The sequence below is a fragment of the Leifsonia sp. 10N434 genome (assembly GCF_056394405.1).
The window spans coordinates 379127-398023 of the sequence record NZ_JBFTHV010000003.1; the positions used below are offsets into that span (position 1 = coordinate 379127).

The following is an 18897-nucleotide window of genomic DNA, read 5'->3' on the forward strand; positions in this document are numbered from 1 at the left end:
GTCAGCTCCGCTGCTCGCCCGTGAGCGCCACCTCGCCGAGGTCGTCGGCGACGGGCTCGGCGAACACAGCGCCGACAGCGAATTCGTAGTACGGGACGTCGAACGAGGCGACCTGCGGGAGGTCGTGGATGTGCCGCCCGGCATCGTCCATGAGGGACAGGTTCACGAAGTACTTGCCCGTGCCGAAGCGCACGTCCTTGATCGTGAACCGGATGGTCCGCGGCGAGGTGAGCCGGTCCAGGTGCAGACCGAGCCGTTTGGTGGTCGTGCCGTAGACGGCCTGACCGGTGGTGGAGTCGATCTGCACGGCGGCCATCCAGTTGTCGAGACCGTCGTAGTGCTCGACGTCGAGCTCGACCACCAGGTCGTCGCCCGGGACGACCGGATCGTGTTCGTCGCCGCCGGCGCGGTGCACGCGGGCCCCGAGGATCTTGCCCCTGCCCATGATCCCGGCCTGGTCGCCGCCCTCGGCGAGGCGGCGCTCTTCGAGGTTCTCGCGCAGCAGGGCGACGCCCTTGTTCGGCTCTCCCTCGAAGATCACGTTGCCCTTGTCGAGCAGGATCACCCAGTCGCAGAGTTCGGTGACCTGGCTCAGTGAGTGCGTGACCAGGAGGATGGTGCGGCCCTGCTCCTGGAACGAACGGATCTTGTCGAGGCATTTGCGCTGGAACGCCTCATCGCCGACCGCCAGGATCTCATCGACGAGCAGGATGTCGGGATCGGTGTGCACGGCGACGGCGAACGCCAGTCGTACATACATTCCCGAGGAGTAGAACTTGACCTGGGTGTCGATGAAGGCGGCGATGCCGGAGAACGCGACGATCTCGTCGAAGCGCTCATCCGTCTCCGCGCGCGACAGCCCGAGGATCGAGGCGTTCAGGTACACGTTCTCGCGGCCGGTGAGGTCGGGGTGGAAGCCTGCTCCCAGTTCGAGCAGCGCGGCGATCCGCCCACGATGGCTGACCGTGCCGCTCGTCGGCTCCAGAATTCCGCCGATGACCTTCAGCAGTGTCGACTTGCCCGAGCCGTTGTGGCCGATCAGACCGACGGTCGTGCCTGCGGTGATGCGCGCGGAGACGTCGCGGAGGGCCCAGAAGTCCTCTCGGTGCTGGCGCCCGCGCCCGAAGGCGACGAGTCGCTCCTTGAGCGAGTTGTCCTTGCGTACGACGAAGCGCTTGGAGACGTCGTCGATCACAATGATCTCGGGGCCTTCCGGCACGGTCTGCGTAATGTCCGTCATCGCCGCTCCGTCACAGTTCCTGGGCGAAGTTGCCCTGCAGCCGCGCGAAGACGCGCTGGAAGCCGAACAGCATCACGAGGCCGATGACGCAGGCGATCAGGATGCGCGGCATCAGCCAGTCGGGGGAAGGCACCGTGTCGCCGGCCACCCACATGGCGCGCTGGAACCCCAGCACCGCGAGCGTGATCGGGTTGTCGGTGTAGATGTCGAGGAGCACCCCGTTGCCGAGCGCATGCTGCACGGTCGACCAGGGGTACACGATGGGCGATGCCCACATGAGGATCATCATCGAGACCTCGACGAGGTACTGGATGTCGCGCAGATACACGTTCAGCGCCGAGAGCAGGATGCCGAACGCCGTGCCGAAGATCACCAGGAGCAGGAAGGACGGAACCAGGTACACGATGCCCGGGTGGATCGGGAACTTGCCGAACACCAGCGTCGCGATGACGAGGATCCCGAACTGGATCAGGAAGTTGAACAGCGCCGACCCGACGCTGGCGAGCGGGAAGATCTCCCTCGGTAGATAGATCTTCTTGATCAGCCCCGCGTTGCCGACGATCGACGAGGTGCCGCTCGACACGATCTCGCTGAACAGCGCGAAGGCGGTGAGTCCGGTGAAGACGTAGATCGCGAAGTCGGGCGTGCCCTTCGCCGCCTGCAGGAAGTGCCCGATGACCACGTAGTAGATCGCGAGTTGGGTGAGAGGACGCACGAGCGACCAGACGAACCCGAGCGCGCTGTCTTTGTAGCGGGCCTTGAGGTCGCGGCGCACCAGCAGGCCGAGCATTTCACGCTGGGCGAAGACGTCGCGGATGGCGGCCCAGGTCTTGCCGAAGGCACCGGCCGTCGGACCGACCTGCACCATCGGTGTCGAGGCGAGGGCCGCGAAGCGCGCTTCGCGCATCTCGCTGTCAGAGAGTGGAGTCGTCATGGGCAGGTGTAAGCATATCCGCACGCCTGCGAGCGAAGCTGGGAGCGGCCGGGAGAGGCGGACCCCGCCGCGGGCGTCAGTGCTTGCGCACGCGGTCGACCACGCGACCGGCCGCCCGCTTGATGCGCCTGGTCGGGAGCATGTTCAGTTCGAGTTGCAGAGCACCGATGCGATCACCGGCCTCGCGCACCTCGTCGATGAGCCCGTCGATGCGCTGCTTGCCCTCGTCGACGTTGCGGAGGAGCTCGGCGATCCTCGCGTCTTTGGCCCGGAGCTCGCCGATCGACTGCGCCTCGCTCGCAGCCAGCACCGGGCCGAATCGCCTGCCCGCGATCAGGGCGTCGTCGGAGAGCGGGACGTCGGGGACGGCCGACGGCACGGTGGAAGAGATCCTGGTCTCCTCGACGAAGACCCCGTCGCGGATGCCGGCCGCAAGCTCCTCGGCGTCGGGGTGCCGGATGACGTAGTACGCCTGCAGGGCACCCGCCAGCCATCGGTAGTACTCCCGCATCCCGTGGTGGTTGGGACTCGGCTGCAGTTCCGGATTCGCCGCGTAGGCCTGGCCCGCCTTGGCGACCTTGCCCTCGAACTGCTCCCACGAGCGCCAGGGGAAGTGCAGCACTTCGACGCCGAGGCCGTTCGGCACCTCGCCGTTCTGCTCGAGGTTCACGAAGTGGTTGCCCTGGGCGACCTCGATCTCCGCGCTGCCGACGTGCACGGCGTCCGGCGTCGAGTGCGCGTGGATGCCCAGCTCGTTCAGCCGCTCCACGGAGCGCGTATCGCGGTAGACCAGGCGCTGGAGTCCGGTGCCTCGTTGGGCGGGCGCCCCCGTCATGTCGACCACGTCGACCCGGAACGTCGCCAGCTCGCGCGGCAGCAGCTCGAAGACCTCGCGCAGCGTCGCGCCGCCCGCGGTGGGGAGCCAGAACTCGTCGGCGTCGGCGTTGATCACCCAGTCGGCCCCGTACTGCGTTGCGGCGTCCCTGGCCATGCCGGTGACCACGGAGAACTGCTGCTTGCGCTGCACGGGATCGTGGCGCAGGTCGATGGCATCGCCGAACGACTCCAGGATCTCGACGGTCCCGTCGAGCGAGCCGTTGTCGGTGACGATGAGTGTGTCCACGCCCTGAGCAAGGGAGTGCTCGATCATCGAACCGATGACATCCGCCTCGTCGCGGACCATCAGTGTCATGGCAAGTCGCACAGGGATCGCTTTCGTGTGAGCTTTCGAGTGATCACTCATCATTCCATACCGCGCATCGAATACTCGGATGCCTGCCAGTCCCACCTTGTAGACTGCTCCGCGTTCATCGACGGACCGCAAAGGATTCGAGGTACATGAAGAAGCGTCGCACCGGGGTCGTCTCCGTAGTCCTCGTCAACTTCCGCGGCGCGGACGACACCATCGAGTGCATCCGGGGCCTGCAGCAGCTCAATTGGCCGAGCGAGCTCCTCGAGATCGTGGTCGTCGAGAACGGGTCGGGTGACGACAGCCTCGAGAAGCTCACCGCGCTCGGCGACGAGATCACTCTCATCGACTCAGGCGCCAACCTCGGCTTCACCGGCGGCTGCAACCTGGGCGTCGCGAACTCGACCGGCGAGTTCGTCGCGTTCCTGAACAACGACGCCAAGCCGCACGCCGACTGGATCGCCGAGGCGATCGGCACCTTCTCCACCGGTCTCGACATCGGGGCGGTCGCGAGCAAGGTGCTCGACTGGGACGGCGTGAACGTCGACTACCTCGATGCCGCCGTCACCTGGTACGGCATGGGCTACAAGCCGCACGCCGGCGAGCCGGACCGCGGCTCGTGGGACGTGGAGAAGGACGTGCTTTTCGGCACCGGCGCCGCCATGTTCATCCGGGCCGAGATCTTCGAAGAGCTCGGCGGGTTCGACGACAACTACTTCATGTTCTACGACGATGTCGACCTGGGCTGGCGGCTGAATCTCCTCGGCTACCGATTCCGGTTCCAGCCGAAGTCGCTGGCGTACCACAAGCACCATGCGTCGATGAACAAGTTCGGCAACTTCCGCGAGGAGTACCTGCTCGAGCGCAACGCCCTCTACACGCTCTACAAGAACCTCGACGACGAGTCGCTCAGCGACGTGTTCTCCGGAGCCCTTCTGCTCGCGGTGCGCCGGGCCGTTGCCCGCGGCAAGCTCGACTCGACCGGCCTCGACCTGCGCAAGCCGGGCGGGGACGACGAGCCCACGATGCCCGTCTCCAAGTCGACCATGGCCGGTGTCTTCGCGATCGACCAGCTGGTCGAGTTGCTGCCCGAGATGAGCGAGGCGCGCGAGAAGGTGCAGAGCACCCGCGTGCGCAGCGATCGCGAGCTGCGGCGGCTGTTCGGGAACGTGGACGAGCCCGCCTACCCCATCGAGAGCTACCTCGAGGGCTACGAGAAGATCGTGCGCAACCTCGACGTGCTGTCGTCGTCGGCGCGGCGACGCATTCTGGTCATCACCGGCGACCCGGTCGGCGGCCGCATGGCAGGGCCGGCGATCCGCGCCTGGCACATCGCCAAGGAGCTCGCGGGCGAACACGACGTGCGCCTCGTCTCGATGAACCGTGTCGAGGCGGTCGACGCTCCGTTCGAGCTCGCCGCCGTCTCGCATCACCGCCCGAGCTCCATGGTGGAGCACGAACAGTGGGCCGACGTGATCATCGTTCAGGGCAACGCCCTGATGCTCTTCCCCGTGCTCGAGAAGACCAAGAAGATCCTCGTCGTCGACGTCTACGACCCGATGCACCTCGAACAGCTCGAACAGGGCAGGGGGCAGACGATCAAGCTGTGGAACAAGCAGATCGCCGACGCGACCCTGTCCCTCAATCACCAGCTCGAGGCCGGCGACTTCTTCCTGTGCGCCAGCGACCGTCAGCGGCACTTCTGGCTGGGCCAGCTCGCGGGACTCGGCCGCGTGAACGCCTACACCTACTCCCGCGACTCCGAACTCGATTCGCTCATCGCCGTCGCTCCGTTCGGCATCTCGAGCGACGACCCCGTGCAGACCCGCCACGCGATCCGCGGAGCGGTCCCCGGCATCGGCGCCGACGACAAGGTCATCGTCTGGGGCGGCGGCATCTACAACTGGTTCGACCCGCAGACGCTCATCCGCGCCGTCGGCGAGCTCGCTGTGAAGCATCCGGACGTGAAGCTGTTCTTCATGGGGGTCAAGCACCCAAATCCGGATGTTCCGGAGATGGAGGTCGTCGGCGAGGCGAAGCGCCTGGCCGAGGAGCTCGGCCTCCTCGGCACCCACGTGTTCTTCAACGAGAACTGGGTGCCCTTCGAGGAGCGCCAGAACTACCTGCTCGACGCCGACCTCGGTGTCTCGACCCATTTCCAGCACGTCGAGACGACGTTCTCGTTCCGCACGCGCATCCTGGACTACCTGTGGGCCGGGCTCCCGATCGTCACCACCGAGGGCGACAGCTTCGGCGACCTGGTCGCCGAACGCTCGCTGGGCGCCGCCGTGCCCGAACGCGACCAGCGCGCGTTGGTGACGGCGATGGAGCGGCTCCTCTACACCGAGAAGGCGACGGCGACAGCGCGCAAGAACGTCGCCGTGGTGCGCGAGGACTTCCGCTGGTCGAACACGCTCGCTCCACTCGTGGCGTTCTGCCAGAACCCCGCGCACGCGGCTGACAAGGCCGTCTCGGGCAAGAAGGGCTCCGACGGCACGTCGAAAAAGAAGAAGAAGTCCGATCGGGTGCCGAGCACCGGCGTGCGCCGCGACTTCGAGCGGGCGATGTACTACCTGCGCGAGGGCGGGCCCGGCGCGGTCGTGACGCGCTACCGCGCCCGCCAGACGCGCAGGCGCGACGCCGCAGAATGAGCGAGCGCTCCGTCCTCGTCGTCACCGTCACGTACAACTCGACGGAGGCGGTGAGCCATTTCCTCGCGTCGATCCCGGCTGCCGGCTCGTCCGTCGGTGAAGTGATCGTGGCCGAGAACGCCTCCTCCGAGGCGGACGAGACCCGCGCCGTCACGGAGGCGTCCGGCGCGCGCTTCTTCCTGCTGCCCGACAATGTCGGGTACGGCTCAGGCGTGGCCGCAGCGATCGACGCCGCGACGCAGCCGTACGACTACATCCTCGTCTCGAACCCGGACGTCGTACTCGAACCCGGCTCGGTCGACCTGCTGGTGCAGGCCGCCGACGAGTTGCCGGGCGGCGGATCCTTCGGCCCGAAGATCCTCACGGCGGAGGGCGACGTCTATCCCTCGGCCCGGCAGCTTCCCAGCCTCCGCACCGGAGTCGCTCACGCCGTCTTCGGCCGGATCTGGCCGGGAAATCCGTGGACCGTGGCCTACCGTGCCGAGCGGGAGAACGACCGGCGCCGCAACGCCGGCTGGCTCTCGGGTGCGTGCCTGCTCATCCGCCCGGAGGCCTACCGCGCCATCGGCGGCTTCGACCTGTCGTACTTCATGTACTTCGAAGACGTCGATCTCGGCGATCGTCTCGGTCGTGCCGGATGGGCGAACGTCTACGTGCCCGACGCGGTGATCACCCACTCCGGAGCGCACTCCGCCTCGCGCAACGTCAAGCGGATGGAGAAGGCGCATCACGACAGCGCCTACCGCTATCTGTCACGGCGGTACTCCGGCTGGTACAACGCGCCCGTCAGGCTGGCACTCCGCCTCGGCCTCTGGGGGCGCCTCTGGTGGGTCTCGCGCTGACGTCGGCAGTGGACGGCGGTCAGCAGGGCGGCAACGTGTTGATCGAGGGGGCCAGCGCGGCCGGGCCGCCGAGCATCACGACCTTCTTCGCACCGAGCGTCACGATGTCGTTGCCGATCCCCCGCGGCACGCAGGTACCGGGCACCACGAACAGCGGGCTCGCGGTGGCGCCGGCAGCCGCCGCACCGGCCAGCGCATCCGGGAACGACAGCCCGGTCGCGATGTACACGGTCGTCGCGGCGTCGAACGCGTCCATGTTCACGAGATGGCTCGTGCCGTAGCGGTTGGACCCGCCCAGCCTGACGGACGTCGAGCCGGCGCGCTTGAGGCTCGCCTCCATCGTCGGCTTGATCACGGCGGGCCCTCCCACGATGGCCACGGCCCGGATCGTCGACGACGACAGGAACGCTGCCGTGCCCGGGTCGAGCACCGCTGCCGTGCTGTCGATCAGGATGATGGGCTTCTTCGTCGCTCCGGCCGCGGCAGTCGCCGACAGAGCATCCGGGAAGTTGTACGCCGAAGCGACGTAGGCGGCCGTGGCCCGGCCGAAGACCGTCGCCGCCACTTTCTGGGAGGTCTCGAACCGGTTCACTCCCGCGATGCGTTGCACGTTCGGCTGGATCGACCTCAGTTGCGCCGCGACGGTCTCGCTCACGGCCGCCGGCCCGCCCACGATGACGATCTTCTTGGGCGCAAGTCTGCGCAGCTCGGCCGCGATCGTGGCCGGCAGGCCCCCGGGGGCGACGAGCAGCAGCGGGCCACCCTGGGCAGCCGCGGCGGGACCAGCGCTCAGGGCGTCGGCGAACTTCGTTCCGGAGGCGATGTACGCCACCGGCACTCCTGGCTGCGGGTAGGTCGCCGTCGAGACCGCGACCGAGGTGGCGAACCGGTCGGCCCCACTGAGCCGGGAGACGACGGGCGAGCCCTTCACAGCTGGTGAATAGAACGTGTTCTTGCAGCCGAAGTTCGTGTCACCCGCCGGGTTCCCCGGGGCAGCGATGGCCGTCACGCAGGCCATGAACTGACCGTTGGCGTTGTTCCGCGGAACGGACACGACGAACCCGTGGGCGTTGCCCGCTCCGGGATACGCGGCGCCGACATCGGGTCGCGAGGTGTTCGCCGCCACGGTCGTCGTCGTCGTTCCGGCGGGGGTGTTCAGCGTGATGCGGACGTTGATCGATTTCTGCACCGAGGATTTATCGATGGCCCAGCCGGTCAGGGTGTACGCCGTCGCGCCGAGGGTGGCGGTGTCGTACATGCCGATCGGCGCTGTGCTCGCGGTCGGCGAGCCGAACCAGTCGCTGTACAGCCGCCAGAAGTTGCGGTTGCCGTACGCGGAGCACGTGTCGCCCGTTCCGTAAAGGTTCGCGAGGGCCGCCGCGTTCGGCTGATAGGGCGTGTAGTAGTACAGCGCCGCCGTCGCGGCGTTCTTCACCAGCACGTTCGACGCGCCGCACTTGGAGTCCGGCACGTTGTAGAGGATCGAGCTGACCTTGCCGACCGGATACCGGGTGAACGCCTGGCTCGTGCCGGGAGGATTCCCATAACGCTTGAACTGCCAGGCCGCCATGTACACCTGGTTGTAGAAGCCGTAGTACCTCGCATCGCACGCCGACGTGTCCGGGCAGCCGTATCCGGTCGCCTTCCGGTACTGGCCCGAGGTCGGCCACGAATCCGTCACGAGGCTCTGCTCCTTCTCGAGCAGCACGATGAGGGCCTTCTGGCTGATACCGCAGGCGCGACCGACCTTGTAGACGATCGTGGCAGCGCTCTCGAGCGAGGCGCCGGCGTACGCGGCGCACATCGCGTCGGCCGGGCGGGAGACCGTGGCCTGGGTGTAGCTCTTGAGGCAGGTGTACCCGCTGCGGCAGGTGGGGACCTCCGCGTTGAGGAAGGTCTGGATCGTGGGAACGTCGAGTGCGTTGCCGTTGTAGAAGTTGTCGTCGCTGATCAGGTAGCCGGGTGTGAACGCCGACGCGACCGCCGCGTCCGCCCGCTCGGCCGGCGCCGCGATCGTCAGCGTTCCGAGAGCCAGAGCGATGGCGGTGAGGAAGGCGGCGATGAGGCGCGTGCGGGCGGGTCGGGTCAACACGGGTCTCAACCTATCCAGAATCGACGCGTGCAGGATGCCAGCCACGCAATGAAATTGCATCCATCTGCATGGATTCGCAATTAACGAGCGAAACTCAGCTTTCGGCGGCGAGCAACCCCTCGAGATAGCGGCCGTACCCGCTCTTCACGAGCGGACCCGCGAGCTCCGCCAGCTTGGCGTCGTCGATCCACCCGGCACGCCAGGCGATCTCCTCGATGCAGCCGACCTTGAACCCCTGCCGGTCCTCGATCACGCGCACATACTCGGAGGCCTGCATCATCGACTCGAATGTCCCGGTGTCCAGCCAGGCCGTTCCCCGGTCGAGCACCTGCACCTGCAGCTTGCCCGCCTCGAGGTAGCGCTCGTTGACCGTCGAGATCTCCAACTCGCCACGGGCGCTCGGCTCGATGGTCTTGGCGATCGCGACGACCGAATTGTCGTAGAAGTACAGTCCGGGCACGGCGTAGTTGCTCTTCGGCGTGACCGGCTTCTCCTCGATCGAGACCGCCGTGAAGCTGTCGTCGAACTCGACGACGCCGTAGGAGGTCGGGTTGCTCACGTGATACGCGAAGATCAGGGCGCCGTCGATGTCATTGTGGTTGCGCAGCGACGAGCCGAGGCCGGCGCCGTGGAAGATGTTGTCCCCGAGCACCAGCGCCACCGACTCGTCGCCGATGAACTCCTCGCCGATGATGAAGGCCTGCGCGAGACCGTCGGGAGACGGCTGCACCGCGTACTCGAGCCGGATGCCCAGCGAGGAGCCGTCGCCGAGGAGCGCTTTGAACTGCTCGTTGTACTCGGGCGTGGTGATGATCAGGATCTCGTTGATGCCGGCCATCATGAGCGTGGACAGCGGGTAGTAGACCATCGGCTTGTCGTAGATGGGCATGAGCTGCTTCGAGATGCCCTTGGTGATCGGCCACAGCCGCGTGCCGGATCCGCCGGCCAGGATGATTCCACGCATGGTCGTCTAGTTTCCTCCGTTGTCGAGTGACGCGTAGAAAGCCCGCGCGGCGTCCCAGGTCGGCAGGAGCCCCAGCTCGGCGGCCTCGGCCAGCCCCGGCGCGTCCGTGTCCTTGGGTGAGAGCAGCAGTTCGCCTGCCTCTTCCGGGAAGCGCAGCGCGATGTCGGCGTCGAGCGGGTTGATGCCGTGCTCCCTGGTCGGGTTGTACACATCCGTCACCAGGTAGCTCACGGTCGCGTCATCGGTGAGCGCGACGAAGCAGTGGCCGAGGCCTTCGGCAACGTAGATGGCCCGACGATCGACGTCGTCGAGGAGGACCGAGTCCCAGGTGCCGAAGGTCGGCGATCCCACCCGGATGTCGATGACGAAGTCCAGCACGGCCCCGCGAGGTGCCGTGACGTACTTGGCCTGGCTCGGCGGGATGTCGGCGAAGTGGATCCCTCGGACGGAACCCCGCCGCGACACCGAGGTGTTGGCCTGCTTGAGGTCGAGGGAATGCCCCACCGCATCCTCGAGCCGGTCGAACCGGTACCACTCCAGGAACAGGCCACGATCGTCGGCGATCTGCTTGGGGGTGATTTCGTACGCGTCGGGCACGGAGAGTTCACGGATTTGCACCAACGGAGTCTACCAATCGCCGACGCGCACGAAATCTCAGCGGCACACGGTGAGCTTGGAGACCTCGTTGCTCACCGACGCGGGCCCGCCCAGGAGGGCGAGCTTCGCCGGCTTCACCCCGAGCGCTCCGGATGCCGCGGCGCTCGGCACGCAGGTGGGCTTCACCACGTACAGCGGGCTCTTCGCGGCACCGGCGGCCGCTGCTCCGGCGAGGGCGTCGGGGAAGACGAAGCCGTTCGCGAGATAGACGGCGGGGGCGGTGCCCTTGAAGCTGTTGACGTTGAGGTTGGCGCTGACCGCGAACCTGTCGGCTCCGTCGTAGCGGCCGACGGTCATCAGCTTCGCCAGCTGCGCCTGGATGCCGGCCGACACCGACGCCTTGCCGCCGACGATGTGCACGGTCGTGGTCCCGAGCGAGCGGAGGAGCGCGAGCGTCGGTGCATCCAGCGAGCTCCGGGAGCCGTTCACGAGCAGCACGGGCGCCGATCGAGCGCCTGCCGCGGCTCCCGCCGACAACGCGTCCGGGAAGGTGGCACCGGTCGCGATGTACACCGTCTTCGCCCCGGTCGCTGCCCACGCATCGGCGACGACGGTGCGAGAGGCGTCATACCTGTCGACGCCGGCGCGCCGGGCGATGTTCGGCTGCACGGTCGCAAGCTTCTGCATCACGGCCGTGCTGACCGAGCCCTGGCCGCCGACGACGATGATCTTCTTCGGCTTGAGCCGCTTCACCTCGGCGAGCACGTTCGAGGGCACGCCCGTCGGCTGCACCAGGAGCAGGGGGCCGCCTCGCAGCGAGGCGGCCGGCGCGGCGCTCAGGGCGTCGGGGAAGTTCGCACCGCTCGCCACGTAGACGACGGGGACCGAGCCGGCCGGGTACGCGGCACGCGAGATCGACACCGCGACGGCGTAGCGGTCGGCCCCTGACGCACGCGAGACCGAGGGCGTCCTGCCGGCGATCGTCGACCCGAACCAGCTGGTGTACGTCCCCCAGAAGTTGCGGTTCCCGTAGCTGGAGCACTTGTCTCCGGTGCCGAAGAAGTTCGCGAGCGCCGCCGCGTTCGGCTGGTAGGGCGTGTAGTAGTAGAGGGCGGCCGTCGCCTTGTTCCAGATCGCGACGGGCGCAGAGCCGCAGTTGAGCGAGGCCTTCTCGGAATAGAGGACATTGGTGACCTTGCCCACCGGATACCACGTGAAGTAGTTCGAGGTCCCCGCGGGGTTCGCGTAGCGCTTGAACTGCCAGGCGGCTCCGTAGACCTGCGCGAAGAACCCGGCGGTGTCCGGATCGCAGCCGATGCCCGGATCGTCAGGGCACGAGTAGCCCGTGGCGTACGCGTACTGCGTGGCGGAGGGCCAGTCGTCGGTGACGAGGCCCTGCTCCTTCTGCAGGAGGGAGACCAGCACGCCCGGGTTGATCCCGCACGAAGCGGCGACCTTCGTGATGATCACCGATGCCAGTTCGCTGCTGGCCGCCGTGTATCCCTTGCACATCGCGTCGGCGCTGCGCGCCGCGGTGGCCGCCTTGTAGCTCCTCAAGCAGACGTAGCCCGTCTTGCACGTCGGGACCTGCGTGTCGAAAAGGCCCTGGATCTGCCCTTCGGAGAACGCCGTTCCGTTGTAGAACACGGCGTCGGTCATCAGGTTGCCTGCGGCGAAATCCGACGCGACCACCGTAGCTGCGGCGGAGAACCGCGAGGCGCCGTCGGGCGCCGCCAGCTCGGGCGCTGTCTTGGCCGCTCGGGTCAGCCCCGTCGCCGCCTCCGCCTTCGCCACCTCGGCGTAATAGGCCTGCGCGGCCGCCGACGACGCGCCGTCGCCCTGATCACCAGGCGAGGCGACCGCTGGCAGCCCTCCTGCGATCAGTGCCGCCCCCGCGACGAAAGTTCCGATGACAATGCTCAGCGCCGAGCGCTTCCCCCATTTGCTCACCCGCCGATCCTAGCGACAGATTCGTGCAGGGGTGCATGATTCGGGAGGTTTGCGCGAAAATCTCTCGGCTAGACTCGTTGCCGATTCTGTCGACAGAAAGCACCCATCACCACATGAAGATTCTTGTCACCGGCGGTGCCGGTTTCATCGGCTCCAACTTCGTCCGCCGCACCCTCCAGGATGCGTACCCCGGGCTCGAAGGCGCCGAGGTCGTCGTCCTCGACGCGCTCACGTACTCGGGAAACCTCGAGAACCTCGCACCGGTCGCCGACTCCCCTCGGTACACCTTCATCAAGGGCGACATCCGCAACGGCGGTCTCCTCGACGAGCTGTTCCCCACGGTCGACGCCGTGGTGCACTTCGCCGCCGAGTCCCACGTCGACCGGTCGGTGCGCGATGCATCGATCTTCGTCGAGACCAACGTGCTCGGAACGCAGCAGCTGCTCGATGCAGCGCTGCGCAACAACCTCAAGCGCTTCGTGCACGTCTCCACCGACGAGGTCTACGGCTCGATCGCCGAGGGATCGTGGGCGGAGGACCGCCCGCTCGAGCCGAACTCCCCGTACTCGGCGTCGAAGGCCGGCAGCGACCTGCTCGCTCGCAGCTACTTCCGCACGCACGGACTCAACGTCTCGATCACGCGCTGCTCGAACAACTACGGCCCCTACCACTTCCCCGAGAAGGTCATCCCGCTCTTCGTCACGAATCTCATCGACGACAAGCATGTGCCGCTCTACGGCGAGGGCAACAACATCCGCGACTGGCTGCACGTGGACGACCACACGCGCGGCATCGCCATGGTGCTGGTCAACGGCCGCGCCGGCGAGATCTACAACATCGGCGGCGGCACCGAGCTGACGAACAAGGAGCTCACCCAACTGCTCCTCGACGCCACCGGCAAGGACTGGTCGTACGTCGATCGCGTCGCCGACCGTCTCGGCCACGACCTGCGATACTCGGTCGACATCTCCAAGATCCAGAAGGAGCTCGGCTACGAGCCGCTCGTCCCGTTCCAGCAGGGACTGGCCGACGTCGTGCAGTGGTACCGCGACAACCGTGCCTGGTGGGAGCCCCTGAAGGCCCGCGCGGCGCTGGACAACTGAGCGCGATGACCCGCTATCTCATCGCCGGAGCGGCCGGCATGCTCGGTCAGGACCTGCAGCGCGCCCTCGCCGGCCGCGACGTCACCGCGCTCGGCCGCGCCGACCTCGACGTGACCGACCGGGATGCCGTGCTCGCCGCGGTCGCCGGCCACGACGTCGTGATCAACGCGTCGGCGTACACGAAGGTCGACGACGCAGAGACGCACGAAGACGAGGCATACGCGATCAACGCGACCGGCGTGGAGAACCTCGCGGTCGCTGCGCACGAACACGGTGCGAAGCTCGTCACGGTCTCGACCGACTACGTGTTCGACGGCTTCGGAACGTCGCCGTACTCCGAGGGCGCCCCGCGCGACCCGATCAACGCCTACGGCCGCACGAAGGCCGCCGGCGAGGAGCTGGCTCTCGCCGCGCATCCGGACGGCACCTACGTGGTGCGCACCGCCTGGCTGTACGGGGCGGGCGGCGCGAACTTCGCGAAGACGATGGTGAAGCTCGCCGGCAGCCACGAGACCGTCTCGGTCGTCGCCGACCAGCTCGGGCAGCCGACGTGGACCGGTGACCTCGCCGCCCAGATCGTCGCGCTGCTCGATGCGGATGCCCCGGCAGGCATCTATCACGGCACGAACGCCGGGCAGGCGAGCTGGTACGAGTTCGCCAAGGCGGTCTTCAGCCGGGCCGGTTTGAACCCTGATAGGGTCACACCGACCGACAGCTCGCAGTTCGTGCGACCGGCACCTCGGCCCGCGTACTCGGTACTCGGTCACGAGGCCTGGCGTGCCGCCGGCCTCGAGCCCATGCGGGAATGGCAGGATGCGCTGGCCGACGCCGCGCGACACGGAGTTCTGGAGCAGCATGACAACCCTGAGAGTGGTCGTTGATGAGCTCATCGGCGACGCTCCCGGTGGGGCCCGCCGCTACGCCGAGGAACTGACCAGGCAGATCATCGCCACGGCGCCCCCCGGCTGCGAGGTCGAAGGCATCGTCTCGAACGTGCCGCAGGAGACGTTCGACGACGTCGCGTCCCGTCTTCCGGGGCTCGCCCGGCTGACCAAGCTCCCGCTCGCGCGTCGCGAGCTCACCATGGCCTGGCAGTCCGGACTGGCGATGCCGGGCGCGGGCGGCATGATCCACGCCCCGAGCCTCTTCGCGCCGCTGCGCCGCCACGACCGTCTCAACGACGGCGAGCAGATCGCGGTCACCATTCACGACGTCCTCCCCTGGACGTTTCCGGAATCGCTGTCGTCGACGAGTGTGCTGTGGCAGAAGGCGATGGTCAAGCGCGCGCGCAAGCACGCCGACGCGATCGTGGTGCCGACGCACGCCGTCGCGAACCAGCTGTCCGAGGTCGTCGACCTCGGCGATCGCGTCCGGGTCATCGGCGGCGCTCCGGCCACGACGCTGCGGCTTCCGTCCGACGCCGACGAGAGAGCGCACCGGCTCGGGCTGCCCGAGCGCTACGCCCTCACGCTGGGGTCGATCATGCCGCGTAAGGGCCTGACCCCGCTCATCCGGGCCATCGCTCGCCCGGAGGCGCAGAGCATCCCCCTGCTGATCGCCGGCCCTGATCGTTTCGGCGACGGCTCGGCGACGGGCGTCGCCGCGGCGGCGGGACTCCCCGAGGATCGCGTGCGCGCGCTCGGCCATCTCGACGACCCCGACCTCGCGGTCGTGCTCGACCGCGCGACCCTCTTCGTCTATCCGAGCCTGGCCGAGGGCTTCGGGCTGCCGATCGTGGAGGCCTTCAAGTTCGGCGCCCCCGTGATCCACTCCGACGATCCCGCCCTCGTCGAGGTGGCGGCCGGCGCCAGCCTGATCGTCGAGCGACCCGAGACGGCCGCCGACACCGACGGGTACGCCGAGCGGCTCGCCGCGGCGATCGGCCGCGTTCTCAGCGACGATGCTCTGCGCACCCGGCTGGGAGTGCTCGCCGCCGACCGCGCGCGGGCGTTCAGCTGGCGCGACTCCGCCGAGCGGGTCTGGCAGCTGCACGCCGACCTGTAGGCGGCCCAGCCCCATCCGGAAGCGCGCCGCCGAAGGCCGATCGGATCAGCTCTGCGCGTCGGCCTTGGCGCGCTCGACCGCCGGCCGATCGGCCGTTCGCTCGGCCTCCGGACGCTCGCCCGGCTCCGCGCGATCCGCCACGACCTCTTCGCGGCCGAACCACGACGCGTAGCGCTCCGACGCCCACGCCCCGACCGCGCGAGACCAGCCGTGACTGCGCTTCTCGACGAGCCAGGTGAAGCCGACGGCCACGAGGATGGCGACCGGGATGCCGAAGAGCAGCGGAACGAACCACGGCTGACCGGCGAACAGGTAGGTGCTGAAGATCAGGATCGGCACGTGCACGAGATACAGGCTGAAGGAGATCGTCCCCGCGAACTGAAGCGGGCGCGACTCGAGGAGCAGGTGCAGCGGCTTCCAGCCGATCGCCGCGACGACGATGGCGGCGGCCGCGAGCGGGGCCAGGCCCTTGAGCGCGAAGACGAGCTCTGGAGCGTCTCCGGAGTTCTGGCCCATCAGCCACGGGGCGATCATCAGCATCGAGCCGCCGAAGGCCATCAGGAACCACAGCGGGTGACGCCACCGGCGCCGGTTCATGCGGTCGGCGAACTGGCGCACGGCGTCGAGGCGAACCGCGACGACGGCGCCGACGAAGAAGGCAGGCAGGTAGCTCAGGGCGCCCGAGTCGGTCCGCACCCCGAGCCAGGTGAGCACGGAGGCGGCGATCAGGCCGGCCATCCACCACTTGCGCACCGCGATCGCGGCGATCGCGATGACGGGCAGCGCGAGCGAGAAGACCAGCTCCCAGCGCAGCGACCACAGGGGGTTGTCGATCTGTCCATCGCCACCGAGAAGGTCCCAGGCCTTGACGATGTACTCCCACGAGAAGTTGGGCGTCGAGGAGTCGCTGAGCCAGGTTCCATCGGGCTGGGTCGAACGCTGGGGGATGGCGACCACGAAGACGGCGGCGACGAGCGCCGCACCCATCACGGGGACCATCAACCGCACCACTCGGCGCGGGAAATAGGCGACCCAGTCGAATCCGCGTGAGCGGACGACGGGAAGCGAGACCACCAGACCGGACAGCACGAAGAACACGATCACCGACTCCCAGCCGGCCGTCGCCAGCTTGAGCGGGGTGTAGGTGATCCACCACATCGGCGAGCCGGTCTGAACGCTTCCGGCGCCCGGTGTTCCGGGAAAAGCGGGGTTCGTGTACATGGCGTGGTGGGCGAGCACGATCAGGGCCGCAAGGCCGCGCAGGCCATCCAGTGCGGCAAGCCGCCCACCCGTTTTCGTCTTCACATTCACACCAGTACTCGACATAGGCCGACCACGGTAGCCCCGGTACCTCAGAAGATCCTGTGACCTGTTCAGGGGACAGCTGAAGGCGGGTGCCCGATGGCGGCGCTATTTGCCGGTCGGCTTGGGCGTCACGGGCGCGAGCGACTGCTGCACGAGTGTGTGGATCTGGCCGTAGTCGGGAGAGGTCGGCTCGATCAGAGGAGGCACCAGCTCGAGCTGCTTGACGGGGAGCTTGCGCGTCTTCATCCCGAGATCGACGAAGTAGCCGAGCATCGACTGCGGGATGTCCGTCTTGACCACCTGAGTGCCGGCGTTCGCGATGCCCTGGAACTTCGACACCACGTTGACCGGGTTCACCTGCTTGAGGATCGCGTCCTGCAGCTGACGCTGGCGGGCCATCCGGTCGTAGTCGCTCGTGCCGTGGCGCGACCGGGCGTACCACTGGGCGGTGTAGCCGCTCATGTGCTGGGTGCCCGGCTTGATCCACGAGGTCACATGGTTGAGGTTCTCGTCGCCGCCGATGGGGAGGCGTTCGGAGACCGTGATGTCGACGCCGCCGAGCGAGTCGATCAGGTCGGCGAAGCCCTGCATGTCGATCAGCACGTAGTACTGGATCGTCAGACCGGTCGCACCCTCGAGGGCGTCCCGCATCGACTCGATGCCGGGATCGCTGTGCTGCGCCTTGGCCTTCGGGTACAGCTGCGACTTGTAGAGCGACACCTCGGTGTAGATCGAGTTGAGCTGGCAGACGTCGACGTCGCAGTGGTCGTCGTAGCCGTAGCCGTCGGGGTAGAGCGCGTGCAGCGGGGACGAGGCCGGGAACGGCACGGGATTGAGGTCGCGCGGCAGGCCGATGGTGACCGCCTGGCCCGTGCTGGCGTCGATGCTGACGACCGACATGCTGTCGGGGCGCAGACCGTCCCGGTCGGGGCCGGCGTCGCCGCCCAGCAGCATGATGTTGTACCGGCCGTCGACGGGTGGCTGCGACGGGCCGGCCGAGAAGATGTCACCGAGAGCACCGCGGGCCGATCCGGCGACCAGCGAGGCGTAGCCGGCCGTGCCGGTGATGCCGACGAGCACGATCACGGCGAAGGCGGCGATCCAGCCGCGCGCAGAGGCGCTCGTCTTCACGAGACGCACCAGGCGCAGCGTGTCGAGGGTGAGCACGACCCAGAGCACCGCGTAGGCGATCAGCACCAGCTGGACGACCCAGAGGCTGGCCGCCTGCGTGAACAGGGTGTAGAGGGTCTGCGGCGTGACCAGAGAGATCACCAGGGCCGCGATCGCGGCGAGCCACAGGAGCAGGGTCGCCACGATGCCGACCCGGCCGAGGCGGCGGTCGCCGGCGAGCACCTGCGCCGAACCGGGAAGGAGCACGTTGCAGACGACGAGCCACCAGCCGCGCTTGGTCATGGTGTGCGCGGAGGCGGTGTCGGGATGACGAAGGGGGCGAGCGATGGTCATAGGCGGGCTTTGAGTGCGGCGTTCTTCTGTTCGACGGTCGCCTCGAGGTCGGTGGCGTACCGGGCGAGGGCGGCCGTGAGCTCGTCATCGGCCGTCGCCAGGATCTTGATGGCGATCAGCCCGGCGTTCGTGGCGCCGCCGATCGAGACCGTCGCCACGGGGACTCCGGCGGGCATCTGCACGATCGACAGCAGCGAGTCGAGCCCGTCGAGGCGCGAGAGGGGTACGGGCACGCCGACCACAGGGAGCGTGGTGACCGACGCGAGCATCCCCGGCAGGTGCGCCGCTCCCCCGGCGCCGGCGATGATGACCTTGATCCCCCGCGCGGCCGCCTGCTTGCCGAATGCGATCATCTTCTCCGGCGTGCGGTGGGCGGAGACGACCTCGACCTCATGGGCGACGCCGAACTCGGTGAGGATCTGCGACGCGTCCTGCATCACGTTCCAGTCCGAGTCCGACCCCATGACGACGGCGACGCGTGGCTGTTCGGGGGTGGCGGGCATGGCCTCAATGGTAGGGCGCAGCCGGCGGGGAACCCGGCTGCGGCACGCGCCGGACGGGG

Annotated in this window: 15 protein-coding genes; 5 read left to right on the forward strand and 10 right to left on the reverse strand. The window is 68.0% G+C overall.

What is annotated here, in order from left to right; translation table 11 throughout:
• Position 1: 1 nt before the first annotated feature.
• The 3 genes from AC1DB1_RS11065 to AC1DB1_RS11075 all read right to left on the reverse strand — a co-directional run bounded on the left by AC1DB1_RS11065 (position 2) and on the right by AC1DB1_RS11075 (position 3366).
• Positions 2-1240 (reverse strand): ABC transporter ATP-binding protein, encoded by a 1239-nt coding sequence (locus tag AC1DB1_RS11065; RefSeq protein WP_477200803.1) that lies wholly within the window; start codon positions 1238-1240, stop codon positions 2-4.
• A 10-nt stretch (positions 1241-1250) separates the two neighbouring features.
• Positions 1251-2174 (reverse strand): ABC transporter permease, encoded by a 924-nt coding sequence (locus AC1DB1_RS11070; RefSeq protein ID WP_271176243.1) that lies wholly within the window; start codon positions 2172-2174, stop codon positions 1251-1253.
• A 76-nt stretch (positions 2175-2250) separates the two neighbouring features.
• Entirely contained in the window at positions 2251-3366 is a 1116-nt protein-coding gene (locus AC1DB1_RS11075; protein WP_477200804.1) for a glycosyltransferase family 2 protein, read from the reverse strand.
• Positions 3367-3512: 146 nt separating this feature from the next.
• Between AC1DB1_RS11075 and AC1DB1_RS11080 the strand changes: the two genes are divergently transcribed.
• Both AC1DB1_RS11080 and AC1DB1_RS11085 read left to right on the forward strand, forming a co-directional pair.
• The gene (locus AC1DB1_RS11080) at positions 3513-6014 is read left to right on the forward strand and encodes a glycosyltransferase (RefSeq protein ID WP_477200805.1); all 2502 of its coding nucleotides are present in this window, start codon (positions 3513-3515) and stop codon (positions 6012-6014) included.
• Positions 6011-6856: a glycosyltransferase family 2 protein gene (locus AC1DB1_RS11085; protein ID WP_271176240.1), complete on the forward strand. Its 846-nt coding sequence runs from the start codon at positions 6011-6013 to the stop codon at positions 6854-6856. The genes AC1DB1_RS11080 and AC1DB1_RS11085 overlap by 4 nt, the downstream gene beginning before the upstream one ends.
• Before the next feature lie 19 nt (positions 6857-6875).
• Here the strand turns inward: AC1DB1_RS11085 and AC1DB1_RS11090 are convergent, their stop codons facing one another.
• From AC1DB1_RS11090 to AC1DB1_RS11105, 4 genes are all read right to left on the reverse strand, one after another.
• Complete coding sequence (locus tag AC1DB1_RS11090; protein WP_477200806.1) at positions 6876-8948, reverse strand: cell wall-binding repeat-containing protein; 2073 nt, start codon at positions 8946-8948, stop codon at positions 6876-6878.
• 94 nt (positions 8949-9042) lie between these two features.
• The gene (rfbA, locus tag AC1DB1_RS11095; RefSeq protein ID WP_271176238.1) at positions 9043-9912 is read right to left on the reverse strand and encodes a glucose-1-phosphate thymidylyltransferase RfbA; all 870 of its coding nucleotides are present in this window, start codon (positions 9910-9912) and stop codon (positions 9043-9045) included.
• Between the two features lie 6 nt (positions 9913-9918).
• On the reverse strand, positions 9919-10530 hold the full coding sequence (locus AC1DB1_RS11100) for a dTDP-4-dehydrorhamnose 3,5-epimerase family protein (RefSeq protein WP_477200807.1): 612 nt from the start codon (positions 10528-10530) through the stop codon (positions 9919-9921).
• 36 nt (positions 10531-10566) lie between these two features.
• The gene (locus AC1DB1_RS11105; protein WP_477200808.1) at positions 10567-12459 is read right to left on the reverse strand and encodes a cell wall-binding repeat-containing protein; all 1893 of its coding nucleotides are present in this window, start codon (positions 12457-12459) and stop codon (positions 10567-10569) included.
• Positions 12460-12572: 113 nt separating this feature from the next.
• Between AC1DB1_RS11105 and rfbB the strand changes: the two genes are divergently transcribed.
• From rfbB to AC1DB1_RS11120, 3 genes are read left to right on the forward strand one after another with little or no spacing between them, the layout of a single operon-like run.
• Complete coding sequence (gene rfbB / locus AC1DB1_RS11110; protein ID WP_271176234.1) at positions 12573-13562, forward strand: dTDP-glucose 4,6-dehydratase; 990 nt, start codon at positions 12573-12575, stop codon at positions 13560-13562.
• Between the two features lie 5 nt (positions 13563-13567).
• On the forward strand, positions 13568-14443 hold the full coding sequence (gene rfbD, locus AC1DB1_RS11115; RefSeq protein WP_477200809.1) for a dTDP-4-dehydrorhamnose reductase: 876 nt from the start codon (positions 13568-13570) through the stop codon (positions 14441-14443).
• On the forward strand, positions 14418-15566 hold the full coding sequence (locus tag AC1DB1_RS11120; protein WP_477200810.1) for a glycosyltransferase family 4 protein: 1149 nt from the start codon (positions 14418-14420) through the stop codon (positions 15564-15566). Before rfbD ends, AC1DB1_RS11120 begins: the two co-directional genes overlap by 26 nt.
• Before the next feature lie 45 nt (positions 15567-15611).
• Here AC1DB1_RS11120 and AC1DB1_RS11125 read toward each other — a convergent pair whose 3' ends face one another.
• From AC1DB1_RS11125 to purE, 3 genes are all read right to left on the reverse strand, one after another.
• Positions 15612-16871, reverse strand: a complete 1260-nt coding sequence (locus AC1DB1_RS11125; RefSeq protein WP_477200811.1) for an acyltransferase family protein — start codon at positions 16869-16871, stop codon at positions 15612-15614.
• 105 nt (positions 16872-16976) lie between these two features.
• Complete coding sequence (locus tag AC1DB1_RS11130) at positions 16977-18335, reverse strand: LCP family protein (protein ID WP_477200812.1); 1359 nt, start codon at positions 18333-18335, stop codon at positions 16977-16979.
• Positions 18332-18838: a 5-(carboxyamino)imidazole ribonucleotide mutase gene (gene purE / locus AC1DB1_RS11135; RefSeq protein ID WP_271176229.1), complete on the reverse strand. Its 507-nt coding sequence runs from the start codon at positions 18836-18838 to the stop codon at positions 18332-18334. The genes AC1DB1_RS11130 and purE overlap by 4 nt, the downstream gene beginning before the upstream one ends.
• Between the last annotated feature and the right edge of the window lie 59 nt (positions 18839-18897).